This window comes from Pontixanthobacter sp., assembly GCF_049682855.1.
In the GTDB taxonomy this organism is placed as follows: Bacteria; Pseudomonadota; Alphaproteobacteria; order Sphingomonadales; family Sphingomonadaceae; genus Pontixanthobacter.
This window is the reverse complement of the sequence record NZ_JBAUIK010000018.1, coordinates 170,946-197,359: the sequence shown is the minus strand read 5'-3', so window position 1 is coordinate 197,359 and position 26,414 is coordinate 170,946. Positions and strand designations below refer to the sequence as shown.

Below are 26,414 nucleotides of genomic sequence, written 5' to 3'. Positions count from 1 at the left end.
ATATAAATCGCCCCGAAAATATACGGATTCACGCCATATTCCGCACCGAGGGACAGAAACCAGCTATTGAACGATTCGAGCATATCGCCCCCCTAAAGTGTCTGCCGTCTTATTCGGCGCAGCGGCCCAAATGTTACAGCAGCGCGGCGATGTCTTTCTGGATTTTTGCAGGCGTATCTTGCGGGGCATAACGGCGGATGACTTTGCCATCGCGCCCGATCAGAAATTTGGTGAAGTTCCATTTGACCGCTTTGCTGCCCATCAGGCCGGGTGCCTCCCCCTTCATCCAATCATACAGCGGGCTGGCGCTGTCACCGTTCACGTCAATTTTCTGCATCAGCGGGAAAGTCAGCCCGAAATTGACTTTGCAAAACTGGTCAATCTCGTCCGCATCGCCGGGTTCCTGCCCGCCAAACTGGTTGCAGGGGAAGGCAAGGACTTCAAACCCCTGATCGCCAAACTTCTGATGCAATTCCTCCAACCCGTCATATTGCGGAGTGAAACCGCATTTGCTGGCGGTGTTGACGATCAGCAGAACTTTGCCCAGCTTTTCCGACAGATCAAGATCGCTGCCATCGGGTTTTTTAACGGTAAATTCTGCAATAGTGGTCATAGCAATTGGTCCCATTGGGCCGCTTAAATGAGACGGCCTTCGTGCAAGCGTACCACACGGTCCATACGCGCGGCCAGCCGCTCATTATGCGTGGCAACCAGAGCCGCGCTGCCCTGCCCGCGCACCAGGCTGACAAATTCATCAAACACCTTATCAGCGGTGACTTCGTCAAGATTGCCGGTCGGCTCATCCGCCAGCACCAAGCGCGGCCGGTTAGCGAGCGCGCGCGCCACGGCAACCCGTTGCTGCTCCCCGCCCGATAGCTGGCTGGGCCGGTGCGTCAGCCGGTGATCAAGGCCAAGCGCGGTAAGCAAACTCACTGCGCGATCATCGGCCTCCCGGCGGGCAATATCCGCGACCAATTGCGGCAAAACCACATTCTCCTGAGCAGAAAAATCGGGCAGCAAATGGTGGAATTGATAAATAAATCCCAGCTTTGACCGGCGCAGTTCAGTCCGCCCGTCAGACGCAAGTTCGCTTGCGTCAATACCATCAATCGCTATTCCGCCGCCAAAGCCGCCTTCCAGAAGGCCCACTGCCTGCAGCATAGTCGATTTGCCCGAACCGGACGGCCCAAGAAGCGCAACAATCTCGCCTGGATGGATGGTCAGATCGACCCCCCGCAGCACGTCAATACGCACGCCGCCTTGTTCAAAGGAGCGCGTCAGCCCGGCAAGTCTGACAACCGGATTACTCATAACGCAGCACCTGAACCGGATCGGTATTGGCCGCCTTAAACGCTGGATAAAGCGTCGCCAGGAAGCTCAACCCCATCGCCAAGAGGCAGATGCCGATCACTTCGACCGGGTCAACCCGCGCGGGCAGCTCGGTCAGAAACCGGACCTCTGGGTCCCACAAGGTCTGACCGGTGGCGAACTGGATACCGCCGACTATGCCCTGCCGGAACGTCAGAATGACGAAACCGAGCGCCAGCCCGCTCGTGGTTCCGATTGCGCCGACGACTATCCCGGTGGTTACGAATATTTTCAGCACATTGCGCCGGGTTGCGCCCATTGTCCGCATAATTGCGATATCGCGGGTTTTGGCGCGCACCAGCATGACGAGCGATGACAGAATATTAAACGCCGCCACAATCACAATCAGCGACAGCGCAAAGAACATCGCCACCCGCTCGACTTCCAACGCCTCGAAAATACTCGAATTGATGGAGCGCCAATCGTTCACGATAGCCACCCCCTGCAATTTCGGCTGCAACGGGCCGAGTATCCGCCCGACATCTTCGGCATCGTTGGTGGTCACCTCGATCAAACCAATCTGGTCCCCGGTCAGCATCAAAGTCTGCGCGTCCCGGATCGGCATCACGACGAATATCTGATCGAAATCATACACGCCGGTTTCAATGAGCGCGGCCACTTCATACCCGACCTGGCGCGGCACTGTTCCGAAAGGGGTGGATCGCCCCGCCGGGTTCACGATCGTGATCGTATCACCGATCCGCAGGCCAAGATTGATCGCCAATCGCGATCCGATGGCGACTTTCCCCGCCTCTGGCTGCAATTGAGACAGATTGCCCTGCACCAGATTTTCGCCAAACTTGGCGATGTCCTGCTGCGTGTTGCCGCGCACGCTGATGCCCGCCACACGGCCGTTAAACGTGGCCATGAGAGGCTGCTCGATCAATGGCGACGCGCTCACCACGTCGGGCGTGGCGCGCACCTCCGCCAAAATCTCTTCCCAATTGTCGAGCCGCCCATTGAAACCCTGAATGATCGCATGGCCATTCAAGTTTACGAACCGGTCGAGTAACTCGCCCCGAAATCCGTTCATCACGCTCATCACGACGATCAGCAAAGCCACGCTGAGCATGACCACGCCCACGCTGATACCGGCGACTAGCGCGATAAATCCCTCGCCCTTGCCGGGCATCATATAGCGCCGCGTAACAGTCCATTCGAAAGGTGAAAGAAGCACGGAGTATCCGGTATCCATTTGCTGAAAGCATATCGCCGATTGGCCGTTTAGGCCCGCTTTCCTTTCGCTGCAATGAAGTCCGTCAACAAAACCGCACAACCCTGCGGATAATCAAATCCGCAGACACCGTGCTTTTTGCAGCTTGCGGCCTTGTAATTGAACTGTAACACCGCCATTGACGCTGGCGTTACAGACATCTCATGCAACCACTCCGGGCGGGCGTATTTATGAACCTTTCTCATCCGTTTTACGATGATGATGGAGACAAGCTGCGCGAGGAGTGCGGTGTGTTTGGCGCCGTGTCCGCAGATGAAGCGTCGACTGTTACCGCGCTGGGCCTTCATGCGCTGCAGCATCGCGGGCAGGAGGCAGCGGGCATCACCAGCTATGATGGCGAGATGTTCTATTCACGGCGCGGCAACGGCCATGTCGCGGATAATTTCTCCACTGCGGAAGCTCTGGCGGAACTGCCCGGACATATGGCGGCGGGCCATGTCCGCTACTCCACCACCGGCGGGGCAGGTTTGCGTAATGTCCAGCCGCTCTATGCCGATTTGGCCAGCGGGGGATTTGCCGTTGCGCATAATGGCAATATCTCCAACGCGCAGAAACTGCGTGATGAGCTGGTCGGACGCGGGGCGATTTTCCAGTCGACATCTGACACGGAAGTCATCATCCATCTGGTCGCAACCAGCCGTTATCCAACGATGGTGGACCGGCTGGTTGATGCATTGCGCATGGTCGAGGGTGCCTACTCCCTGATCGTGATGACGCCCGAAGGGATGATTGCCTGCCGCGATCCGCTGGGTATTCGCCCCTTGGTCATGGGCACGCTGGGCGGTGCGACCGTATTTGCCAGCGAAAGCGTGGCCTTTGATGTGATCGGGGCAGACTTCTTGCGTCAGGTGGAACCGGGCGAATTGATCAAGGTCGGTTTTGATGGCGCGATCGAAACGCTCCGCCCGTTTGGCAACCACGCGCCCCGCCCATGCATTTTCGAGCATGTTTATTTCAGCCGGCCCGATTCTATTTTTGATGGTCGGTCGGTATATTCGGCACGCAAGGCGATTGGCCAGCAATTGGCGATTGAGAGCCCGTGCGATGTCGATCTGGTCGTGCCGGTTCCCGATAGCGGGGTTCCCGCAGCCATTGGTTACGCACAGCAATCGGGCATCCCGTTCGAACTGGGCATCATCCGCTCGCACTATGTCGGGCGCACTTTTATCCAGCCATCGGACGGGGTGCGCCATTCCAACGTAAAACGGAAACACAATGCCAATCGCGGATTGGTGGAAGGCAAGAGGATCGTGTTGATCGACGATTCGATCGTGCGCGGGACAACGTCGATGAAAATCGTCGAAATGATGCGCGATGCCGGGGCGAGCGAGGTCCATTTCCGCGTCGCCAGCCCGCCCACCGCTCATAGCTGTTTCTACGGGGTCGATACGCCCGAACGGTCCAAATTGCTGGCAGCACGGATGGATGTTGAACCAATGCGCGACTTTATCCGCGCGGACAGCCTGGCATTTGTGTCGATTGGCGGGCTTTACCGCGCCGTGGGCGAGCAGCCGCGCGATGCAGCATGCCCGCAATATTGCGACGCCTGCTTCACGGGCGATTACCCTACCCCGCTTACCGACCGTGCCGGCCGGCAGGACAGGGACGCGCAGCTTTCTTTTGACAAGGTAGCCTGATGAGCAGCACGACCGGTAAGGAAAAGCCGTTCAACGGCAAGCTGGCCCTCATCACCGGATCGAGCCGGGGCATCGGTGCCGAAACAGCAAAATCACTCGCGGCGGCAGGGGCGCATGTGATCCTGACCGGGCGCGACGTGAAGGCGCTGGAATCGGTTGAGGATGCCATTCATGAAGATGGCGGCACATCCACCATTGCTCCGCTTGATCTGAGTGAACCCGATGCAATCAGCCGCCTCGCCGCTGCTATCTCGGGACGATGGGATGCGCTTGACTTTCTGGTGATTTCGGCGGCCTATCTACCGACGCTCACGCCCGTTACGCAGATCGACCAGAAGCAAATGAGTTTGGCCATCACCACCAATATACTGGCCACGCAGGCGCTGCTTGCCGCATTCGACCCGATGCTGAAACGCGCCGATGCGGGCCGCGTGATTGGCCTGACCAGCAGCGTTGGTTCCACTGCCCGCGCCTATTGGGCAGCCTATGGATCAACCAAAGCCGCGTTTGAATCGCTGCTGGATAGCTACGCGCAGGAAGTCGAGAAAATCGGCGGTGTCAAAGTCGCGATTGTGGACCCAGGGGCGACTCGCACCGATATGCGCGCCAAGGCCTATCCGGGGGAGGATCCGGCAACCGTGAAAACGCCGGATGTGGTTGCAGACCAGATCAAAAGCCTGCTGATTGCAGATTTTGCAACGTCTCACCGAGAGCGCGTATCGTAAATCTCGCTTAACCCAATCGCGTAAATTCATGGTAACCAGGCACGCTCATTCTGACGAAAGCCTGACCAGACACCCGCTGGTAAGGTTTTGGTCTGAACTTTCGCATGGAGGGTTAGTCTCGTGCTCCTTGAAACCGATCAGTCTTATATACAAGCCGCGCAGGAAGATCGCTGCGCGCCGCGTACCCGTCTCGCCATCCCGGCACAATTGCGCCCGTCCGGCAGCCGCTCCCGCTCCAGCATGGTGCATGATCTATCGCTGTCGGGCTTTTCCGCCTCAGCCATCAGCCGGATGCACCCCGGTCAGATATGCTGGCTCACCCTACCGACTTTGGAGCCGCTTCAGGCAGAAGTGATCTGGTGGGATCGCAGTCAGGTCGGCTGTGCGTTCACGGACCTGCTCAGCCCAATTGTGCACGATAATATACTGGCCTTGTATAATCAGGACCGGAGCCATCGCCGCGCCGTCTGAACTCGCGGCGATGGATCAAAGGGCCGCTCACGAGGCGTCTATTGCGCCGCAGCGATTGCCGTGACCAGTTTCTGCCAGTCCGCCCGGTGCGCATCGCTGGTCGCGGTTTGCCAGTTGCTGACCACAGCAACAACCAGATTTTCGCCCGGTACAATCGTGACCGCCTGGCCGAAAATGCCTTGGGCGCCGTAATTGCCGTTGGGGTAAGTCCACCACTGGTAGCCATAGCCGAAGCCGCTATCACCAAAGGAAACCTGCGGGCCGCCAGCCTTGTCAAACCACCCGGCAGGCACCACCCCGCCGCCGCCATCAAGTGCAAATTGCCCCATCCGCGCATAATCCCCCAGAGTGATCGACAGACAGCATCCGCCAATATTGCGGCCCGATGGTTCGATCATCCAGAACAGTCCGCCCTCAAAGCCGGCCGGGTCAACGATTTTCAGTTTAGCATATTCAGCAAGGCTTTGCCCGGTCGCGCGTTCGACCAACACGCCGATGAGATTGGTCTCACCGGTTTTATAGACGAATTTTTCACCGGCCGGTGCCTCTCTCGGCAAAGTCTTCAATTGCGTAACAATTGCATCCTCACCCTCTGCCGCAATGATCGCACCCATCCGCGCAACATCGCTGTCGGGGTCGGTATAGCTTTCATTCCAGCGTACGCCCGATGTCATCGTGGCCAGCTGCTCCACCGTAACATCTTCATATGCTGACCCCTTCATCTCGGGCAGATATTTGGTCACCGGATCATTGAGGCTGGCGATCCAGCCATCTTTCACCGCCGCGCCAAGCAAGGTTGAGGTAAAGGATTTAGCGACCGAGAAACTGGTCCAACGCTGCCCCGCATCAAAGCCAAGCGCGTAACGTTCAAACCGTACTTCACCATCTTTTAGTACCATCACCCCTGCGGCATTGGTCGTCGCCATAAATTCGATAATCTGGTTCTGCAGCTCTGCCGAATATTCTGCGCCTTGCGGAAATTCCCGCACTTTTGGGGCCGCTGCCACTTCGAAACCGGGAAACCAGCTTTCCATGTCGCGAAAGCGGGCTTCACGCTCCGCATCATTCCAGAACAAGACATTCAGATCAGCAGGCGTCACGCTCGCTGGCGGCATCGTCAATCGGGCAGTTCCTGCTGAGCCGGACGCCGCAGACGCCGCTTGCTGTGCAGGGACAGTAGAATTTGCCTGCGTTGTGGGCGGCGAAGCGGCCGCATCATAATCAACATAATGCGTAGAACATCCCGCCAGCACGGCTGCTGGCAACAATCCGATTGCTGCTTTCATCACTGTGTCTCTCCCCAAAGTCATTTTACCAATGTCACCTGACTGACTTCAATCCCGCCAGCGCGGAACCCGCCTTCACAATACATCAGGTAAAAGCGCCACAGACGGATAAACCGTTCATCAAACCCAGCGGGCAGCCGCTCTTCGCGCACGGCTCTATCAAAGTTCTCGCGCCATATTTTCAGTGTATCGGCGTAGTCAGCTGCAAAATTATGCTGATCTTCCCATCGCAGCCCGCACTGTGCCGCTAACGCTCTGAATTCGCGTTCACGGACCAGTAGCCCGCCGGGAAAAATATACGCCTGGATAAAGTCGGCGCTTGCGGCGTAATCATCAAAGATCGCGTCATTTATGCTGATGAACTGGATTGCGGCCCGTCCGCCCGGCTTCAGATTGCGCGCGATGGAATTGATGAACATCGGCCAATATTCGCGGCCCACAGCCTCGACCATTTCAACGCTGACGATCGCATCGAAGGTACCGGTTGTATCGCGGTAATCCTGTTTGCGAAAATCAATCGCCGGGTTGTGATGCGCGCGCGCCCAAGCCAATTGTTCTTCAGACAGGCTGATAGCGGTTACCTGTGCGCCTTCATCCGCAAGGTGCCCGGCGAGCGCGCCCCAGCCGCAGCCGATTTCCAGAACGGTTTTTGGTTTTCCCAGACGCCGCGACAGATGCACCCATTTGCGCCGCTGCGCTGTTTCCAGATCATCGCTGATATCGAAAATCGCGCTGGAATAACTCATTGTTGGGTCGAGCCACTTCGCGTAGAAGTCATTCCCGAGGTCGTAATGCGCGTGAATATTACGCGCTGATCCCGATCGGTTGTTGCGGTTGAGCCAATGCGCGATCTTGGCAGCGACGCGAAACACGCCCTTGGCCCGGCCCGTCTTGCCCAGCGAGACGGCATTGGCATTGAACACCGCAAACACGTCAACCGGATTGGGGCTTTCCCACTCGCCCGCTTCCCACGCCTGATACCATCCGACAGAACCGTTGCTCGCCAGACGCATGACCCCGCGCCAGTCGCGCAGATTGACAACGGCCTCAAATCCAGGAGCGCGGCCGCCCAGCATGCGCGTGGTTCCGTCAGGCAAATGGCCAAGGATTGATCCGGTCACCAGACCGCGGTCGATCCGGTCGAGCATTTTGTGCAAGCTGGGTGCAATCAAACGCGCCAGCACGCCGGGCTTGCGCGTGAAACGCTCTGCCCCGCCGGTCAGCGCCGCGCCGCGTGATCCGCGCGTTTCCGTTCCCCCTTGACCATTCATCGCACCCCTATGCCGCGCGGCTGGGGCGCCCGCAAGCCTATGCGTCTTTCATATGTTTATAGGCGGTGAGCGCCCGTTCCCGCCCTGCCTTATGGGCAATGATTTTGCGCGGATAATCATCCGGACGGCATCCATGCTCCTCCGGATCATGAATATGGGGCGCGTCCAGCTCTGCCAGTTCGGGGACATATTGGCGAATATAGGCAGCAGCATCGAATTTTTCCGACTGGCTGAGCGGAGCCATGATCCGCACAAACATGTTGCTGTCCACACCGGTGCCGCTGACCCATTGCCAATTGACCCCGTTTGATCCGTAATCCGCATCGACCAGAGTATCCCAGAACCACCGCTCACCGTGGCGCCAGTCGATCAACAAATGCTTGATCAGAAAACTGGCCGCGATCATGCGGACGCGGTTATGCATCCAGCCGGTCTGCCACAGCTGTCGCATACCGGCATCAACGATCGGATATCCGGTCCGGCCCTTCTGCCACGCTTCCAGATCTTCCTCGATCAAGTGGCCGCGATTGGGATTGCGCCAGCCAAATTCTTCCCAACCCTCGCGGTAGCTTTCTTTTGGATAGGCCGGAAATTCACAAATCACATTCTGGGCATAGTCACGCCAGATGAGTTCTTTCTCGAAAGTTTTCCATCCCTCGGATCGTTTATCTTTGAACTGATGCCATATCTGGACCGGGCTTATCTCGCCAAAATGGAGATGCGGAGACATGCGGCTGGTTTTGTCGACCGATGGCAGATTACGCGCTTCGTCATAATCGGCAACATGATCATCCCACCACGCAAGCCGATCCTGCGCAGCCTCTTCACCGACCTCCCAAAAATCGGCAATGCCCTGCGACCAGTCCGGTTTGGTCGGCAGCAGATCAAGATCGTCAAGCGTATCACTGGCAGGCCAGCTGTCGGGCAAATGCAGAGTGTCCGGCTCGGGCAGCGCCTCGCGCGGCGGCATCTCGGCCAGGATCGCTTTGGAAAACGGCGTATAAATCTTATAGGGGTTGCCCGATCCGGTGGTTACATGGCCTGAAGGAAACAGATAGAGTCCGTCATAAAGACGCAGCTCCAGCGCGTCCGACACTTTACCCTGCGCCTTGCGCCACCAGGGCTCGTAATGACGATTGGCATGTATCGTTTCCGCGCCGGTTTCTTTGGCCAGCGCGATCAATTGCTCCACCGCATTGCCGCGCCGCAAAATAATGCGCGAATTGCGCCTGCCAAGCGTGTTCGACAAGTCCTGCAGGGAATGATGCAGCCACCACCGCGATGCTCCGCCATAGGCGTGGTCGCCTGCGGCCTCATCATCCAGTATAAACACCGGAATAACGGGGCCCGCCTGCGCTGCGCCATAAAAAGCGGGTTGATCCGCGAGGCGCAAATCACGCCGCAGCCATACGATTTGGGGTGTGTTCAACGTCAACTCCGCTTGCCCTTAACCTGCCAAATAGGTGCCCGAATGCGCCCACGCTCTACAGAAAGCGCCCGGCTTCCGCCAAAAGTCAGAGCGATAATTCGGCAGGCTTGATATAGCCGGGTTTAAGAAGCTAACGAGTTTACTCCACCGCCGGTTCCTCGCCAATCGGTTCGCATGTCACATCAGGCAAAGCGACAGTGAACCGGTCCCGCGCGCGCGGATCATAAAAACGCGCATCGCGCAGCAGCATTGCGCCGTTGCCGTCGCTTTCTACAAATGGCGTGCGCGACCAGAACAGGAACGCGTCAAGGTCCGGATTGTCACGCCGCATGCTGTCAAAATCAGGCCATTTGCAACGGCTCTCACTCACGCGCTTGGCATTGCCCGGCATGGGCAATTCGCCAGCCGGGATGATCCAGTAATCATTGCGATCACCGACAATAATATCCCGCTGAAACGCAAAGAATGGCGGCGGAGACGCAATGAACACACTCTGCGGAATATCCGAATTTGCATCAATGCTGTCATCCGCGTTCGAACGTGCCTTACTATTAATCGAATAGGCAGCCTGCGTAGCAGTAGACGTCACAAAGTTTGCGCCGATATAGAGCACGGAAAAACCCAAAGCGGTAATTGCCGGCCAGCGCCACGCTTTTGCCTGTTTCTCCTGCTTCAAGGAAAACCAGGTTGCCAAACCCATTCCCAGCCACAGCCAGATATCGATGATAAACAGCGTATTGCCGTAGAACCACCGCGAAGAAAACGGCTCCAGCAAGCGGATGCCGTAGACATTTAGCCAGTCGAGCGCCGGGTGAGTCAGGCAGCCGATAAAGCTGAGCGTAAAGAGCCATCCGAAATGGACAGGCAAACGCCCCTCCGGCCGTTTCCCGCGTTTCGCTTGCCAGCGGTCAAACCCGTATGGCAACCCTGCAAGGATCAGCGGCAACAGTACTAAGGCCGGCGGCCCATGCGTGATCCCGCGCCGGAAGCCGAGATGCTTCACTCCATCCAGCCAGAAGAAGCATGCCGCATCCACATCGGGCAAATTCGCACCGATAATCAGCGCAGGCATGGCGAGCCCGGTTTTGCGTTTGAGACCAGCCTGACCAAGCAATGCGCCGACAAGGGAGTGGGTCAGATTGTCCATCAAAAGGTTCGCATGCAGGCGTTAAGACGCGGAAGCATAGCGTCACTCGAAGGCTGTAACAGGCACATCAGTTCGTCGCCCTAATCCGTGGGATGCCCCTCATTCGCATCGACTGTCCAGGTCTGCCCCTTGGCCAGCAATTTGGCGAGGTTCGCTTCTTTACCTGCAGAGGACTTGGCACGCTCTTCCACCACTGCTGCCTCAAATGTCGGTGCCGGATCATCATAGATCACGCCAAGCGCCATCGGGAACGGGCCAAATGGCATTTCGATCAGCAAATGGGCCAGACTGCGATTGGCCGCATCGTGGACCAGCACGCCCGCCGCCTCCCAGTCGCCATCTACTACATCGACGACTTTCAGCGCGATATTATCGCGGTCGAGAGCGATGCCTTTGTCGAAGCCGGCTTTGGGATCGCCAAACAGCATTGGCTTATCATGTTCCAGCCATAGCTGACGGTCGCCTGCACCCTTGGGCGCTGCAAAATCCTCAAACACGTCTTTGTTGTATACGATACAGTTCTGGAAAATCTCGATAAAGGCTGCGCCCTGGTGGCGGTGTGCAGCTTTCAAAACATCGGGCAGGTTCTTCGACACATCAAACCCGCGCCCGATAAAGCGTGCACCTGAACCCAATGCAAAACTGCACGGATTGGCGGGACGGTCATAGGAGCCGATCGGGGTTGACGGGCTCTTGGTCCCCTCGCGGCTCGTCGGCGATGCCTGCCCCTTGGTCAGACCGTAAATCTCATTATTGAACAGCATAATCTGCATGTTCACATTGCGGCGCAGCACATGCATCATGTGATTGCCGCCGATGGACAGGCCATCTCCGTCGCCGGTTACCAGCCACACATCGAGATCCGGATTGGCCAGCTTCACCCCCGTTGCAACAGCCGGTGCGCGCCCGTGAATGGTGTGGAAGCCGTAACTTTCAATATAATAGGGAAACCGGCTGGAGCAGCCGATACCGCTGATGAAGACGGTATTTTTCGGGTCACAGCCAAGCAGCGGCAAAGTGCGCTGCACGGCTTTCAGGATGGCATAATCGCCGCAGCCGGGGCACCAGCGAACCTCTTGATCGGTTTCCCAGTCTTTCAGCGTGGTTTCGAATTTTGCAGGTGCATTCATAATGTTATCTCGTGATCCCGGCGCAAACCGCAGCGATCACTGCTCCGTACTTGGCAGTTGCTGGTCATTGGCAGGAACCTGCCCGCCTTCATTACCGTCAATTCCATCAAAAAACTTACCAATCGCATCTTCCAATTCCGCGATTTGAAATGGCTGGCCGCTGGTTTTGGTCAGCGGCTGCGCATCGACCAGAAACTGATCGCGCAAAACGGTCTTGAACTGGCCGGTATTCATCTCAGGCACCAGCACATGATCAAAGCTCTTCAGCAATTCGCCCAGATTCTTCGGCATTGGCCAGATATGACGGACATGGATATGCGAGACATCGAGCCCCCTGGCGCGCATATTCCCCACAGCTCGGCGGATCGGTCCGTAGGTTGACCCCCAGCCAGCCACAACCAGCTTGCCGCCGGCTGCACCCTCGGCAATTTCCTGATCAGGCACTTCGACGCCCAGAACCTTGTTCATGCGGGCATCGGTCATCGCCTGATGGTTATCCGGTGCGTAATCGATGTGGCCAGTATCGACTTGCTTCTCAATCCCGCCAATCCGGTGCATCAGACCGGGCGTACCCGGCTTGATCCAGGGGCGAGCGCCCTTTTCATCACGCTTATAGGGCAGCAATTGCTCCCCGTTTTTCTCTTGCATAAATTTTGCAGGGAACGGTGTGAAACTATCGGGATCGGGCACCGGCCAAGGCTCCGCCGCGTTGGCGATATAGCCATCGGTCAGCAGCATCACCGGCGTCATATATGTGGTGGCGATACGCACAGCCTCAATCGCAACCTCAAACGCGTCACCCGGGCTACAGGCGGCGATAACCGGCATCGGGGCATCTCCGTTGCGTCCATAGATCGCCTGATACAGATCGCTCTGTTCGGTTTTCGTTGGGAGGCCAGTACTTGGCCCGCCGCGCTGGCTGTTGACGATAACCAGCGGAAGCTCGGTCATAATTGCAAGGCCCATCGCCTCTGTTTTCAGCGCGATACCCGGGCCGGAGGAACTGGTCACGCCGAGCTGCCCCGCATAGCTTGCCCCGATCGAGGCGCAGATCGCGGCGATCTCGTCCTCTGCCTGAAATGTCGTGACGCCAAATTCTTTCAACCGCGCCAGATGGTGCAAAATGGCGGAGGCGGGCGTGATCGGATAACCGCCGAAAAACATCGGCAAATCCGCCAATTGTGCGCCTGCAACCAGGCCCAGCGATATCGCCTCTGCACCGGTAATCGTCCGGTATAGACCCGGCTCAGCCGCCACCGCAGGCATCGACATTTGCCGAATTGGACCAGCCAGCTCCGCAGTCTCGCCATAGGCATGGCCCGCATTCAGCGCGGCAATATTGGCATCGGCAATATCCGGCCTGTTCTTGAATTTCGATTTGAGCCAGTCCTCAATCGGGCCGCGTTCCCGGTCAAACATCCACAGCGCAAGGCCCAGCGTCCACATATTCTTGGATCGCAGAGCGTCTTTCTTGCCCAGACCAAAGGGCTCGACCGCCTGAATGGTCAGCGCGGAAATATCGAAGGCCAGCGTGTCATATCTGGCGAGCGTATCATCCTCCAGCGGCGAGATGTCATATTTTGCTTTGTCGAGGTTGCGTTTGGTAAATTCACCCGTGTCGATGATCACCAGACCGCCGGGTTTGAGCGATGGCAAGTTTACTTTGAGCGCAGCCGGGTTCATCGCCACCAGAACATCGGGCGCGTCACCAGCGGTGTTAATCTCTCGGCTGCCGAAATTAATCTGAAAGGCCGACACACCAAACAGCGTCCCTTGCGGCGCGCGAATCTCTGCCGGAAAATCGGGGAACGTCGCCAGATCATTACCGGCAAGCGCGGTGGAGAGCGTAAATTGCCCGCCGGTTAGCTGCATGCCGTCACCGGAATCCCCGGCGAAGCGAACAACAATTGCATCGGCGGTTTCGTTTGCACCATCTTTGGCCAAGCTAGCCATCAAAATTCCTTTTCGTGCGCCATCGGGCAGGCGCTTAATCATCACCCGGTCCACCTATGCCCCGCTTGACCCCGCCGCAATGAAGTTTTTCTCCTATGATGGCAAAAAGTCGAGTGGAAAAAGGCTCGAACCGGGTTTATCGCACCCCTCCATCGATACGGAGACCAGATGTGCCCAATGATACTGCCCTTCCAACCGCCTATCGATCCTGCGTTGGCGTCATGCTGGTCAATGCAGATGGCAAAGTGTTTGTCGGCAAACGGATCGACAGCCGCGAGACGATGGGGACCGAGGATGTGTGGTGGCAAATGCCGCAAGGCGGGGTCGACAAAGGCGAGGATCTGGACGTCGCCGCCTTTCGCGAACTGGCCGAGGAAACCGGCGTGACTGCGGAAAACGCGACCATCATCGCGCGCACCGGCGAACCGGTCCGCTATGATCTGCCAGAGGAACTGCTCGGCAAATTATGGAAAGGCAAATATCGCGGTCAAGAACAGGTCTGGTTCCTGATGCGCTTTTCCGGTGATGATACCGACGTTGATCTAAACGCGCATGATCCCGCCGAGTTCGACGCATGGCAATGGGTTGATCCGGAGCAACTGCCGGACTTGATCGTACCGTTTAAGAAATACGTCTATCGCACTGTTTTAGATGAGTTTCGCGCGCTGGTTTGAAACGATCGTTTTAAAAAGTGAAGGGCCAAAGACGAATGTCCGCATGTTGGGTGCTCTGCTGACGGACAGTTAATAACCAATTCGCTTGATTAGTGGATGTTCAACCATCATCATCCTATCCATCGAAAACTGGTTGAAGGATGCCTGTGAGTCGCGTTCAGCTACATGGATATAAATATAGCGTTTATCATCGGATCGTTCGACTTGTGCTGCTTCTGAAGGAAGTTGAATATGAGACAATCGAGGTCAACCCGTTTGACGAAATGTCGAATGAGTATCTAAATCTGAACCCATTTGGGCGAGTACCGACTCTGGTTCACGGCACTTTCTCAATTTTCGAAACTAACGCGATTACGCGCTACGTTGACCGCGCTTTTGACGGACAATCTTTGCAACCAGAACGTGCAGATGCCCTAGCTAGGATGGACCAGGTAATCTCTGTGATCGACGCATACGGCTACTGGCCAATGGTGAGGCAGGTTGCGTCTCATGGCTTCTTTCGCGATCAGTTTGGCGAGACCTCAAATCCGGATGAGATTTCCGCTGGTGTTAAGAAATCCCATCGCGCGCTCTCTTTTCTCAATGGCATCGTGAAGGAAGGGAAAGTTCTTAATGGTAAGGCTTTCACTTTAGCGGATTGTCATCTCGTGCCCATGCTGGACTATTTTGTCCGTGCAGATGTTGGAATGGACGCGTTATCTCAATACGCTGCGTTGCAAGATTGGTGGAAGAGGGTCGCTCACCTTGAGGCTGTTGTTCAGACCGCTCCGCTAGAAAGCATAAATGCTGACCATATAGTCAATTCTGCGTAACCTCAGCGTCCGGCAAAACTGCCTCTGCCCGCAAAACTTGCGGCTGGGGGCCTTGTTGGATGGCGATGGCGAGGCGCTGTGTCTCTGCGCACCCACGCCCGCAGATCGATTCCAGTTTTGACAGGTTCACACGCGCTTTTTCAATCGCGCCTTTTTCAACCAGAGCCGCGCCTTCACCCGAAATTGCGGCCAGATTGCCCGGATCGCGCTTTAACGCCTCGCGGTAATAACGGATGGCTTTGCCCTGCAAACCTTCACGGCGAGCGGCTTCTGCCAGATGCAGGAATACCGGCGTGTAGGCCGGATCGACCGCCAGTGCTGCCTCAAACGCATCGATCGCGCGTTGCGGCTGGCCAGCACTCAATGCCGATCTCCCTTCTGCAATCAGCATCGCTGCACGTGCGCTCGGCTCTGGGTCGCGCGCCTGACTGACACTGGCCGTGATCGCCAAAGCGAGAGAAAGGGCAAGAGCGGCAGGTCCAAAACGCATAACATACTCCAAGATGGCAGATTTCTTATATGTTTCCGAATCTACCATGGCCGAGAGTGCTAACATTATTAACTATTGGCGCAAAGTAAGCTGCGCGATAAAAAATCCGTCCGTACCGTCATGAAACGGTGTCAGCCGCGTACCTTGCGCGCCCTCCACCCCGTGCGGCCGGCCAATAGGCAAGTCAAGCGGCGTCGCGGTCCAATCCTTATGTACGGTCAGAAATGCCGCGATCCGGTCTGAACCTTCTTCATTGAGTAGCGAGCATGTGACGTAGATTATCCGCCCACCGGGCTTGACCAGTTGCGCAGCGATGCGGATCAGATTTGCCTGTGTCTCCGAAAATTTGAGCAATTCGGGCTTATCGAGCCGCCAGCGCGCCTCTGGGTTGCGGCGCCATGTGCCGGTGCCCGAACACGGTGCGTCCACCAGAACCGCATCGGCTTTCCCGCGATATTGCGAAAGCGGTGCCAATTCTTTGCCGGGATCGAGCAAAATCCGCTCAATCATGCTCGCGCCAGCTTTCTCAGCGCGAGGACGTAGACGGGACAGGCGGTTCCGGTCGGTATCGCTGGCAATCAGCACGCCGCGATTATCCATCGCCGCAGCGAGAGCAAGTGTCTTGCCCCCGGCCCCCGCGCATAGATCAATCACCGTCTCGCCCGGTCTTGCGGCCACCGCGCGGCACGCCCATTGGCTGCCGTGATCCTGCACTTCGATCCGGCCATCGCGGAAAGCGGGCCATTGTTCGACCTGCGTGCCGGAGGGATAGCGCAGTGCATCGGGTGCAAGCAGCTTCTCTCCCGTTTCCGGCACTTCCAGAGTGTCACGCGACACTTTCAATGAATTGACGCGAATATCCAGCGGAGCACGGTCAAGCAGCGCCTCCGCCTCGTCTCCGGAAATCCATGATTTGCCGAGATGGCGGATAACCCAAGGTGCAGCAACACCGCCCAATGCGGCCGCTTCATTCCTGCCGATTGCGGGCGGGCCATAGGTCGACCCGTCAAACAGTTCCGCCAGTGCTGGTTGACCCTCGACCAGTCGCAGCATCGCTGCGCGGCCGGTTTCGGGGATCGGCCCGCAGGCGCGGATTGCGCCATAGACCAGCTCGCGGATGGCACGGCGGTCTTTGGACCCTGCATAGCGATTGGCGCGCGCCCAGTCGGACACCACGCGGTCTGCCGGTGCGCCTTTATTGCCCGCCCTGTCAATAATCGTATCGAGTATCTTGATGGCGGATTGCACTCGCGCTGCGGGGGTCATTACAGCGTCCTATCGCGTCGGATAATTTGGGGCTTCGCGGGTAATCGCGACATCGTGCACATGGCTTTCGCTCAAACCTGCGCCCGTAATTCGAACAAACTTTGCTCGCTCGCGCAGATCTTTCAGTGTGGCTGAACCGGTGTAACCCATCGCAGCCTTGATACCGCCGACAAGCTGGTGCACCACATCCTTGGCTGGCCCCTTATACGGCACCTGCCCTTCGATGCCTTCGGGTACCAATTTCAAGGCCGAGACATCCGCCTGGAAATACCGGTCGGCACTGCCGCGTGCCATCGCGCCAACGCTGCCCATGCCGCGATAGCTCTTATAGCTGCGCCCCTGATACAGGAACGTTTCACCGGGCGCCTCCGCCGTTCCCGCCAACATAGACCCGATCATGATGCTGGAGGCACCAGCCGCCATCGCCTTTGCCGCATCGCCTGACGTCCGCAGGCCGCCATCGGCAATGATCGGCACGCCCGATTTTGCAGCTTCATTGGCGCTTTCCATGATCGCGGTCAGCTGGGGCACGCCGACACCCGCAACCACGCGCGTGGTACAGATCGATCCGGGGCCTATGCCAACTTTTACCGCATCCGCGCCTGCATCAATCAGGGTGCGGGTGGCCTCTGCGGTGGCGACATTGCCTGCAACGACTTGAACCGTGCTGGACAGAGACTTGGCCCGTTCGACAGCGCGCGCGACTTCTTTATTGTGGCCATGTGCGGTGTCGATGATAATCACATCGCATTCGGCATTAATCAACGCTTCGGTCCGTTCAAAGCCGCTTTCACCGACCGTCGTCGCCGCCGCAACGCGCAGGCGGCCCGCTGTGTCTTTGGTGGCGTGCGGATAATTCACCGCCTTTTCGATATCCTTGACTGTAATCAGGCCGATACAGCGATAGGCATCGTCAACCACAATCAGTTTTTCAATCCGGCGCTGATGCAGCAAACGGCGCGCTTCATCCTCGCCGGTGCCTAGCGGAACGGTCGCCAGGTTTTCCGTCGTCATCAATTCGCGGATCGGTTGCTGCGGATTTTCGGCAAAGCGCACATCGCGGTTAGTCAGAATACCCACCAGCTTCTCGTCCTTGTCAGTGACGGGAATGCCGCTGATCTTATTCTGGTCCATAATCATTTGCGCATCGCCGAGCGTCGCATCGGGCGCGATCGTGATCGGATTGACGACCATACCGCTTTCAAAACGCTTTACAGCGCGCACAGCCGCGCTTTGCTCAATGATATCAAGATTGCGGTGAAGCACGCCAATGCCGCCCAACTGCGCCATGACAATCGCCATGTCGGCTTCTGTCACCGTGTCCATCGCGGCCGACAATACAGGGATATTCAGCTCAATACCGCGCGTCAGCCTCGTCCGTGTATCGGCCATGCTCGGCAAAATGTCGCTCTCCGCCGGACGGAGCAACACATCATCAAATGTTAGACCGAGAGGGATATCCATAGTCGCCGCTTTCTTTCGTCGGTGGGCAGCCAGCTGGATCAATGCCTTGTATCTGCGTAGGCGAAGCCCGCGCGCAAAACACGGAGCATTCGGTCACGGAAGGAATCGCACCGTTTGGCAACAGAGCGGTTCCCCATACGCACGAATTGTTGCACTCGCTAGAGGGGCTGGCGAATTATCCGCTCTGACGGACCGCGTGGAATCTCATCGACCCGGGTGACGTGTCGTACTGCCGAAATGCCGGACCAGTTCGAGATGGAGCAGCATGTCCTCCGCCGCGCCGCCCAATTGAACAGCCTCCACCTCATCGGATGGTTTATGGTACCGTTCAGTGGTGTAGTCTGCAAATCTATCCCTATCGGCAAACGCGCTGGACACCATCAGGGTAGGCACATCTGCCTGTAATAATGCCCAGCCATCCTGCCGCTTCAAAAATCTTTCAGCGTAAGCCGAGTTTGTTAAGATGCGGCCCATCCCTGCAGCCACCGCTTTGACCTCGTCATCCAGCGGCGTCAGCCCTTCGCCGACAATCGCGACATCTGCACCGCGTCCGGCAATCCCGATAGTGTCAATATTAAACGCCGCAACAACCGTTTCCAAAGGTAAGGGAGGATCGCGCGCGAAGGCCCGCGCGCCTAGCAATCCCCACTCTTCCGCCGTCGTACCGACAAAATATATATCACGGTCCAGTTTTGGCCCGGCACCCAGCCGCTGTGCCATTTCAGTAAGCACTGCCAAGCCGCTGGCATTATCGACCGCGCCGTTACAGATGATATCGCCGCTTACTTCATCACCGCAACGCCCGAAATGATCCCAATGGGCAAGAAGCAGTACCGCGCCGCTTTCAGCGTTCCGTCCCGGCAATTTGGCAATCAGATTATGCGTCTTGACGGTTCCCGGCATTGATCGCGCGTCAAGCTGTGCTGTTTCGTCCAGGGGAACCGGCCGAAATCCGGGGCGTCCGGCAGATTGCAGCAAATCGGCCAGCCGGTCCCGGCCCACAATAGCCGATGCACCGTCCTGCGTCATCAACCCGTCGAGAATGGCCCCGCCCGTGTCACTGGCCAGCCTGTATGAACCCTTGGCACGAATTTGAACTATCTGTGCAAACTCGTCAGGGTTGGTTACGATTGCAAGAACACCCGCAGCGCCGTTTTCAATCAAAGCGTCGCGCTGTTCGTTACGGCCGGCATGGTCCCACATCATCACGGCTATCCGGCCAGCCAATTCGGATTGCTCCAGTTCCGGGCCAAGTGTGCCAACGAATACCATCGGTGCGCCTTCCACCAACGCCCTTCTGCCCGATGTGAACAAACGCACCTGGCTGCGCGGTAAATCGACTGTGCTACCATTGCGCTTAATCACGACGGATTGACTTTCCGGGGTCATCAAGCGCAATTCAACCGGCGCAAACCAGGGATTTGCAGGGTCGTTCGTGGCCGATTGCAGCCCGGCGTCCTGCCATGCATCAGCCAAGTATCGTAGCGTTTTTCGTTCGCCCTCGCTGCCCGGGCGGCGGCCTTCAAATTCATCGCTTGCCAGCACGGCAATATGCGCGCGCAGCCCGGCTTCAATATCGTCAAGGGTATTTGCATCACGGCTCGCCGGCCCGCGCGATCCGGCGCAGCTGGCCAGAACCGCCGATGCAGCCAACATTACAGCCAACCTCAACACAGATTTCACATGCTCGCCCCGTTTACGCCCTGAAAAGCCGATTCATTCTGCCGTCCAACCGCCGTCAATGCTCCAATTCGCACCGGTTACATTGCCTGCTTCCTCACCGCAGAGAAAGACTGCCAGAGCGCCGATTTCGGCGGGCTGAACGAACTTTTTGGTCGGCTGCTTGGCGAGCAGGACGTCATTAATGACTTCATCACGGCTAAGCCCGCGCGCTGCCATTGTATCGGGAATCTGGCCCTCGATCAGCGGCGTCCAAACATAGCCAGGACTGATGCAATTGGCCGTCACGCCAGTTTGCGCCAATTCCAGCGCCACGGTTTTGGTGAAGCCGTCTATACCATGTTTCGAGGCGTTATAGGCGCTCTTGTAAGGCGATGCGGTTTTGGAATGCGCGCTGGCCGTATTGATAATCCGGCCCCACCCTTTTTCCTTCATTCCCGGCACAGCAAGCCGCGTGGTATGAAACGCTGCGGTAAGATTTAACGCGATGATTGCATTCCATTTATCGATCGGAAATTCATCCACCGGGGATACGTGCTGCATGCCTGCATTATTGACCAGAATATCGACCGGCCCAGCATCCGCCATCAGCGTTTCACAACCTTGCTGGGTCATCAGATCCGCGTCCACATGAACCGCGCCCAATTCTGCGCATAGGCCATCGATATCATTTGCATCGCCAAAACCGTTGAGGACAACCTGTGCGCCGTGCCCCGCCAATGCGCGGGCTACGGCCAAACCAATGCCAGAGGTTGATCCGGTGATCAGCGCACGCTTGCCCGAAAGTGTAGACGATGATGGCATTTGGCGTTGTTCCTCTGAAAAGTTTTAAGCATTCACCCTTTGCGCGAAGTGATATTTGCGGGCAACGTGGCTGCTGTCCAGACATATGTGTGACAGGCCAATTTAATTGATGTCGTAGTGAGGGGGAATAATGCGTCTTAACCGATTTAATCCGAACACCATCCGCGTTGGCCAGGGCGGCAGCGGCGGACGGTTCCCCGGTGGCGGCGGTGGTAAAATAGGCTGCGGCACAATCATCATTGCGATCATCGCGGCGCTGGTGTTTGGCGGAGACCCCGGTCAATATATCGGTGCACTGGAAAACACTCGGCAATCCGCGCCGCAGCCAGCGGGCCCGTCAGGACAGAGTGCGGAGGAAATTTGCACGCAGAATGCCTATGCACTGGAAAGCTGCAACGCGCTTAGTTCGCTTGATGAAACATGGGCGCCAATTTTTCAGCAGGCCGGGATCGAGTTTTCTCAGCCAAAATTGTGGTTCTATCAAGGGGGGACCCGCTCCGGCTGCGGCAGCGCATCGAGTGCGATGGGCCCATTTTACTGCCCCGCTGATAGCGGAATTTACATCGACACGAGCTTCTATGATCAAATGGCGCAACGTATGGGAGCTGGCGGAGACTTCGCGCGATATTATGTGATGGCGCATGAATACGGGCACCATATCCAGTATCTTACCGGGCTGGCCAGCCAAGTCCGCAGCGCCCAACAGCAAGATCCGCGCGCCAGCAACCAGTTGCAGGTCCGCATGGAATTGCAGGCGGATTGCTATGCCGGGGTCTGGGCCAGCCTGAACCGCAATCTCATTGAACCCGGCGACCTTGAGGAAGGGATGACAGCAGCCAGCGCAATCGGCGATGACACTTTGCAGCGCAGTGCGGGGCAGCGGGTCAATCCTGAAGCGTTCACGCACGGAACAAGCGCGCAGCGCATGCAATGGTTGCGCACCGGATTGCGCACGGGCAATTCCGATGCGTGCGATACTTTCGCCGATCTGCAACGCTGATACTGCATGTATTGGTCAATTCATGGACCGCGCGCGGATCAATATCCTATTTCGGTGTATGTGATGCCAGCAATGTAGGTTGGAACAGCTTCGTCAGAAATTTTGACACGCCTTGCGAAGCAGCCAGGACGTTAATCCTCGCCGATTAATACACCCGCTTTTTGGGCTTGATATACTCTGCATCATCGGTGAGCGTGTATTCATGCACCGGGCGATAATCGATTTTGACTTCGCCGCCCGCGCCGCCCCAGCCATTAAACCAGGCTGCTGTGTGCTTCATCCATGTTTTGTCATCACGATCGGGGAAATCTTCGTGGCTATGCGCGCCGCGGCTTTCCTTGCGGTTTTCAGCCGATGCCATTGTCACGCTGGCCTGGGCAATCAAATTGTCGAACTCCAGCGTTTCAATCAGGTCGCTATTCCAGATCAGCGAGCGGTCAGAAACCTTAATATCGGTCATATTCTTATAAGTATCTGCAAGCTGCGTTACCCCTTGCGACATCAGCGCGCTGTCGCGGAAAACGGCGGCATGTTTTTGCATCGTCTTCTGCATTTCGCTACGCAAGACAGCCGTCGGGGTCCCGCCATCTGCAAGTCGAAAATGATCCAGCCGGCCGAGCGACAAGTCGGCGCTGTCTTTGGGCAATTCCGCCTGCGCAGAGCCCGCTTTGGTGATGTCTTTCAATCGGTGACCGGTTGCGCGGCCAAACACCACCAGATCAATCAGCGAGTTTGAACCGAGACGGTTCGCGCCGTGGACTGACACACATGCCGCTTCGCCCACGGCAAACAGGCCGGGCACCACAGTATCGGGATCTCCATCCTTGCCAATGGTCACGACTTCGCCGTGATAGTTACACGGAATGCCGCCCATATTGTAATGCACCGTTGGTGTTACCGGCAAAGGCTGACGGGTCAGATCAACGCCCGCAAAAATCTTGCCGCTTTCAGTGATACCTGGCAGACGTTCTGCCAGAACCGAGGCTTCGATATGATCAAGATGAAGGTAAATGTGATCGCCATCAGGGCCAACACCGCGCCCCTCGCGCATCTCCAGCGCCATCGACCGTGACACGACATCGCGCGATGCCAGATCCTTGGCAGAAGGGGCATATCGCTCCATAAACCGTTCGCCTTCAGAATTGGTCAGGTAGCCGCCCTCGCCCCGCGCGCCTTCGGTTATTAAAACGCCCGCGCCGTATATTCCGGTCGGGTGAAACTGGACGAATTCCATATCCTGCAAGGGCAGACCGGCGCGTAAAACCATGCCGCCGCCATCGCCTGTGCACGTATGCGCGGATGTCGCTGTGTAATAGCACCGGCCATACCCGCCAGTGGCCAGCACCACATTCTGGGCGCGGAACCGGTGAATCGATCCATCGTCGAGGCACATCGCGATCACGCCAACGCAGCGACCTTCATTCATAATCAGGTCGAGGGCGAAATATTCGATGAAGAAATCGGCATCATATTTCAGGCTCTGCTGATAAAGTGCATGTAGCATCGCATGGCCCGTACGGTCTGCCGCAGCGCAGGTCCGCTGGACCGGAGGACCCTCGCCCATATTCTGCATATGTCCGCCAAACGGACGCTGATAGATCGTGCCATCTTCATTGCGCGAAAACGGAACACCGGCATGCTCCAGCTCGTACACCGCTGCCGGTGCTTCACGCGCGAGATATTCTATCGCGTCCTGATCGCCCAGCCAGTCGGCACCTTTGACGGTGTCATACATATGCCATGACCAGTGATCAGGCGTGTTGTTGCCGAGCGAAGCCGCGATACCGCCTTGCGCCGCGACGGTATGGCTACGCGTTGGAAAAACCTTGGAAATGTTGGCTGTTTTCAGGCCCGCTTCCGCGCTGCCCATTGTCGCGCGCAAACCGGAACCGCCCGCACCTACAACGACCACGTCATACAGGTGGTCAATAATCTTATACGCCGGTGCGTGTGTCGCAGCGTCAGCCATTATGCAGCTCCTCCTAGAGCGGTCGGGGCAAGAGCAAGTCGGGCAACGCAGAAAATGCCAAAGGCACCGCCACCGATTGTCAATAAATTCAGCAAAGCCAGGGCAGCAAACTTGTTCCCGGCCTGATGGATGTAATCCTCTATCAGCACCTGCAAACCAAGGCATGCGTGCCAGAACACACAGATGATCAGCAGCACCATTGCAGTAGCCGGAACAGGCTTGGCCAGATGCTCGCTTACGGTTGCGTAGGACAGGTCAGGAAGCAGTATAAATGTGGTCATCAACCACAACATCAGCACGACATTACCAATCGCGGTGAAACGCTGGATCAACCAGTGATGCGCGCCCTCATGTGCAGAGCCAAGCCCGCGCACTTTCCCGATGGAGGTTCCGTTACCCATGATTCAAGTCCTCAAAGAAACAGCACTGCGGCCCAGAAGGCAGCGGTTAGCAAAATGGCGATAATCGGGCTGGCGATAGACCACATCCGGTTAGCGTCCAGTTCATATCCGGCGCCAATATCAAGCACGAAGTGGCGCATGCCTGAGCAGAAATGCGTGAAGAAAGCCCAAGAAAGGCCGATAACGACCAGTTTCAAGATAATCTTCAAGATCGAATAGAGGATATCAATACCGGCAAAACTCAGCGCCCCGAAATCGGCCCACACCCAGCTTTGAAACAATGCATAAGCATCCGGCCCGCTTGCCAAAGCACCAAGCCACCACAGCAGCATTGCCAGTCCAGCGATAGCCATACCGTCCCCTGAAACGCGGTGAAGAATGGAGACCAGCATATGCGGGCCCCATTTCCAGATTGATAGATGCGGTGAAAGCGGCCTGTTGGTCATAAGATTATCCGGCAAAATACCCAGTCGAACGCCTCCCTTAGCGCAATAGCAAGTGGAGGCAAGGCATCGACGCTCGACAAGCACTGCAAATTTTTGGATAGGCGTTGCATGACATGCATCCTCCTGACCGGGTCGAGCCGCGGCATCGGCGCCGCCATCCGCCATCAATTGCAGCACCGTGATGTTCGGGTAATCGGACACGCGACGCAATCGGATAACGGCTCCGCCATTGCCGCTGATTTTTCTGACCCGGCTGCACCGGCACTATTATGGCATGCTGCGTTGGAGAGGTCAGGCGGAAAAATTGATGTTTTGATCAACAATGCGGGCCTGTTTGACGCAGTCAAGCTCGGCGCCAAGGATGCTGACTGGCTGGCTGAATGGCAGCGTACGCTGGACATCAACCTGACCGCCGCTGCACAATTGTCACGCCTTGCCGTTTTGCATTGGCAAGCGCGCGGCGCGGCAGGCCGGATCGTCCACATCGCCAGCCGCGCCGGGCACCGGGGCGACAGCCCTGCCCATTGGCATTATGCCGCAGCGAAAGGCGGTATGCTGGCGATGCACAAAACCATCGCGCGAGCGTACGCCAAAGACCGTATTTGCAGCTACGCCGTCGCGCCCGGCTTTACCGATACCGCGATGGCAGATGATTATCTGGAAAGCCGGGGCGGCGCGGGATTGCTCGCCGATATTCCGCTCGGCCGGGTCGCGCAGCCTGAGGAAATCGCCAATATCGCCGTCTATTGCGCGCTGGATGCGCCCGAAAGCCTCACCGGCGCTACGCTCGATGCAAACGGAGCCAGCCATGTCCGCTGATAGCGACGAAGGGGATAGCTGGAAGATAAGCGGCTTCGCGCCCAAAGCTGTGGTCAAGGCCGCGTTGCTTGCGCACGATAATGCGTGGGACTGGGATGCGCAAATTGTCCTTTCAGGAAGCGAAATAGCCGAAGACAGGCCCGATGAATGGCAGATCGAGGCATGGCTTCCGCGCGATCCGACAGATGCAGACATGGCCGCCATCGCCGCTTTGTTTGAACGCGATGCGCCGGCATTGACATCGGAAAAACTGGTCAGGCAGGACTGGCTCACTGTCAGTCAGCAGGGTGTACAGCCCATCAAGGCTGGCAAATTCTACATCCACACGCCCGATTTTCCCGCCAGCGATAACCGGGCGATTACCAGTGTCATGATCCCCGCAGGCCAAGCATTTGGCACAGGACAGCATGAGACTACCGCTGGCTGCCTTGCCATGCTGACACACATGAAGCGAACCGGCCTTGCCATTCGCAATACCGCCGATATCGGTACTGGCACAGGTTTACTGGCTTTTGCCGCGCTGGATTTATGGCCAGGCGCGTTTGCCACCGCGAGCGATATTGATGCGGTTTGCGCCGCTGTGGTGGCCGATAATTGTGCGGCCAACGGTCTTGCTTTCGGCCACCGTAAAGGCCAGCTGACGATGGTGATTGCGGATGGGATGGAGGACGCGCTGCTCCAGGCACGCGGCCCCTATGATCTGCTGATTGCCAATATACTGGCCGGTCCATTGGTGGAGCTTGCACCCGATTTTGCTGCAAACGTTTCCACCGGCGGACATGTCCTGCTCGCGGGTCTGCTGACGGAACAGGAACCCACGGTCCGCCGCGCTTACCGAGCAGCCGGATTCCGCCTCGCCACGAAATTGATCCAGGGTGACTGGTCAATATTGTGGCTAAGAAAGCGGCGCTAAGCCCGATGTAAATCGGAACATGAGC

At 57.3% G+C, this 26,414-nt stretch carries 25 protein-coding genes; 8 read left to right on the top strand and 17 right to left on the bottom strand.

Annotated features, from left to right (window positions below; genetic code table 11):
• Positions 1–133: 133 nt before the first annotated feature.
• Genes WA922_RS12500 through WA922_RS12490 form a run of 3 tightly spaced genes read right to left on the bottom strand, consistent with a single transcriptional unit; the run spans position 134 to position 2,545 of the window.
• Positions 134–613, bottom strand: a complete 480-nt coding sequence (locus WA922_RS12500; protein ID WP_424772038.1) for a glutathione peroxidase — start codon at positions 611–613, stop codon at positions 134–136.
• 23 nt (positions 614–636) lie between these two features.
• The gene (locus WA922_RS12495) at positions 637–1,311 is read right to left on the bottom strand and encodes an ABC transporter ATP-binding protein (protein ID WP_424772037.1); all 675 of its coding nucleotides are present in this window, start codon (positions 1,309–1,311) and stop codon (positions 637–639) included.
• Positions 1,304–2,545, bottom strand: coding sequence for a lipoprotein-releasing ABC transporter permease subunit (locus tag WA922_RS12490; protein WP_424772036.1), 1,242 nt, complete (start codon positions 2,543–2,545; stop codon positions 1,304–1,306). Before WA922_RS12490 ends, WA922_RS12495 begins: the two co-directional genes overlap by 8 nt.
• Before the next feature lie 227 nt (positions 2,546–2,772).
• Between WA922_RS12490 and purF the strand changes: the two genes are divergently transcribed.
• From purF to WA922_RS12475, 3 genes are all read left to right on the top strand, one after another.
• Positions 2,773–4,239: an amidophosphoribosyltransferase gene (gene purF / locus WA922_RS12485; RefSeq protein ID WP_424772035.1), complete on the top strand. Its 1,467-nt coding sequence runs from the start codon at positions 2,773–2,775 to the stop codon at positions 4,237–4,239.
• Positions 4,239–4,964 carry an SDR family NAD(P)-dependent oxidoreductase gene (locus WA922_RS12480; protein ID WP_424772034.1) on the top strand — a complete coding sequence of 242 codons (726 nt, stop codon included), beginning with the start codon at positions 4,239–4,241 and terminating at the stop codon, positions 4,962–4,964. The genes purF and WA922_RS12480 overlap by 1 nt, the downstream gene beginning before the upstream one ends.
• 120 nt (positions 4,965–5,084) lie before the next feature.
• On the top strand, positions 5,085–5,435 hold the full coding sequence (locus tag WA922_RS12475) for a PilZ domain-containing protein (protein WP_424772033.1): 351 nt from the start codon (positions 5,085–5,087) through the stop codon (positions 5,433–5,435).
• Between the two features lie 38 nt (positions 5,436–5,473).
• On the opposite strand, the gene WA922_RS12470 is transcribed toward WA922_RS12475, so the two are convergent.
• From WA922_RS12470 to WA922_RS12445, 6 genes are all read right to left on the bottom strand, one after another.
• Entirely contained in the window at positions 5,474–6,721 is a 1,248-nt protein-coding gene (locus tag WA922_RS12470) for a serine hydrolase domain-containing protein (RefSeq protein ID WP_424772045.1), read from the bottom strand.
• Between the two features lie 20 nt (positions 6,722–6,741).
• Positions 6,742–7,992: a class I SAM-dependent methyltransferase gene (locus WA922_RS12465; RefSeq protein ID WP_424772032.1), complete on the bottom strand. Its 1,251-nt coding sequence runs from the start codon at positions 7,990–7,992 to the stop codon at positions 6,742–6,744.
• Positions 7,993–8,029: 37 nt separating this feature from the next.
• Positions 8,030–9,421 (bottom strand): cryptochrome/photolyase family protein, encoded by a 1,392-nt coding sequence (locus tag WA922_RS12460; protein WP_424772031.1) that lies wholly within the window; start codon positions 9,419–9,421, stop codon positions 8,030–8,032.
• Between the two features lie 139 nt (positions 9,422–9,560).
• On the bottom strand, positions 9,561–10,568 hold the full coding sequence (locus WA922_RS12455) for a metal-dependent hydrolase (RefSeq protein ID WP_424772030.1): 1,008 nt from the start codon (positions 10,566–10,568) through the stop codon (positions 9,561–9,563).
• A gap of 80 nt (positions 10,569–10,648) precedes the next feature.
• A complete protein-coding gene (locus WA922_RS12450) occupies positions 10,649–11,698 on the bottom strand; it encodes a 2-oxoacid:ferredoxin oxidoreductase subunit beta (RefSeq protein ID WP_424772029.1) in 1,050 nt (349 codons plus the stop codon).
• Positions 11,699–11,734: 36 nt separating this feature from the next.
• A complete protein-coding gene (locus tag WA922_RS12445; protein WP_424772028.1) occupies positions 11,735–13,651 on the bottom strand; it encodes a 2-oxoacid:acceptor oxidoreductase subunit alpha in 1,917 nt (638 codons plus the stop codon).
• 170 nt (positions 13,652–13,821) lie between these two features.
• Here WA922_RS12445 and WA922_RS12440 point away from each other — a divergent pair, with 170 nt between their 5' ends.
• Both WA922_RS12440 and WA922_RS12435 read left to right on the top strand, forming a co-directional pair.
• Complete coding sequence (locus WA922_RS12440) at positions 13,822–14,325, top strand: RNA pyrophosphohydrolase (protein WP_424772027.1); 504 nt, start codon at positions 13,822–13,824, stop codon at positions 14,323–14,325.
• A gap of 140 nt (positions 14,326–14,465) precedes the next feature.
• Positions 14,466–15,137: a glutathione S-transferase family protein gene (locus WA922_RS12435; RefSeq protein ID WP_424772026.1), complete on the top strand. Its 672-nt coding sequence runs from the start codon at positions 14,466–14,468 to the stop codon at positions 15,135–15,137.
• Here the strand turns inward: WA922_RS12435 and WA922_RS12430 are convergent.
• From WA922_RS12430 to WA922_RS12410, 5 genes are all read right to left on the bottom strand, one after another.
• Positions 15,124–15,627 (bottom strand): tetratricopeptide repeat protein, encoded by a 504-nt coding sequence (locus WA922_RS12430; RefSeq protein WP_424772025.1) that lies wholly within the window; start codon positions 15,625–15,627, stop codon positions 15,124–15,126. The two genes, WA922_RS12435 and WA922_RS12430, sit on opposite strands and share 14 nt — an antisense overlap.
• Positions 15,628–15,699: 72 nt before the next feature.
• Positions 15,700–16,893: an RsmB/NOP family class I SAM-dependent RNA methyltransferase gene (locus WA922_RS12425; RefSeq protein ID WP_424772024.1), complete on the bottom strand. Its 1,194-nt coding sequence runs from the start codon at positions 16,891–16,893 to the stop codon at positions 15,700–15,702.
• 9 nt (positions 16,894–16,902) lie between these two features.
• A complete protein-coding gene (gene guaB / locus WA922_RS12420) occupies positions 16,903–18,357 on the bottom strand; it encodes an IMP dehydrogenase (RefSeq protein WP_424772023.1) in 1,455 nt (484 codons plus the stop codon).
• Positions 18,358–18,561: 204 nt separating this feature from the next.
• Positions 18,562–20,013: a M28 family peptidase gene (locus tag WA922_RS12415; protein WP_424772022.1), complete on the bottom strand. Its 1,452-nt coding sequence runs from the start codon at positions 20,011–20,013 to the stop codon at positions 18,562–18,564.
• 60 nt (positions 20,014–20,073) lie between these two features.
• Positions 20,074–20,841, bottom strand: a complete 768-nt coding sequence (locus WA922_RS12410; protein WP_424772021.1) for a 3-hydroxybutyrate dehydrogenase — start codon at positions 20,839–20,841, stop codon at positions 20,074–20,076.
• Between the two features lie 130 nt (positions 20,842–20,971).
• Between WA922_RS12410 and ypfJ the strand changes: the two genes are divergently transcribed.
• Positions 20,972–21,841 (top strand): KPN_02809 family neutral zinc metallopeptidase, encoded by an 870-nt coding sequence (ypfJ, locus tag WA922_RS12405; RefSeq protein WP_424772020.1) that lies wholly within the window; start codon positions 20,972–20,974, stop codon positions 21,839–21,841.
• A 145-nt stretch (positions 21,842–21,986) separates the two neighbouring features.
• On the opposite strand, the gene sdhA is transcribed toward ypfJ, so the two are convergent.
• From sdhA to sdhC, 3 genes are read right to left on the bottom strand one after another with little or no spacing between them, the layout of a single operon-like run.
• A complete protein-coding gene (sdhA, locus tag WA922_RS12400) occupies positions 21,987–23,810 on the bottom strand; it encodes a succinate dehydrogenase flavoprotein subunit (protein ID WP_424772019.1) in 1,824 nt (607 codons plus the stop codon).
• Positions 23,810–24,211, bottom strand: a complete 402-nt coding sequence (sdhD, locus tag WA922_RS12395; RefSeq protein ID WP_424772018.1) for a succinate dehydrogenase, hydrophobic membrane anchor protein — start codon at positions 24,209–24,211, stop codon at positions 23,810–23,812. The genes sdhA and sdhD overlap by 1 nt, the downstream gene beginning before the upstream one ends.
• Before the next feature lie 11 nt (positions 24,212–24,222).
• Entirely contained in the window at positions 24,223–24,657 is a 435-nt protein-coding gene (gene sdhC / locus WA922_RS12390) for a succinate dehydrogenase, cytochrome b556 subunit (protein WP_424772017.1), read from the bottom strand.
• A gap of 108 nt (positions 24,658–24,765) precedes the next feature.
• Here sdhC and WA922_RS12385 point away from each other — a divergent pair, with 108 nt between their 5' ends.
• Both WA922_RS12385 and WA922_RS12380 read left to right on the top strand, forming a co-directional pair.
• The gene (locus WA922_RS12385) at positions 24,766–25,476 is read left to right on the top strand and encodes an SDR family NAD(P)-dependent oxidoreductase (protein WP_424772016.1); all 711 of its coding nucleotides are present in this window, start codon (positions 24,766–24,768) and stop codon (positions 25,474–25,476) included.
• Positions 25,466–26,389 (top strand): 50S ribosomal protein L11 methyltransferase, encoded by a 924-nt coding sequence (locus tag WA922_RS12380; RefSeq protein WP_424772015.1) that lies wholly within the window; start codon positions 25,466–25,468, stop codon positions 26,387–26,389. The genes WA922_RS12385 and WA922_RS12380 overlap by 11 nt, the downstream gene beginning before the upstream one ends.
• Positions 26,390–26,414 lie beyond the last annotated feature (25 nt).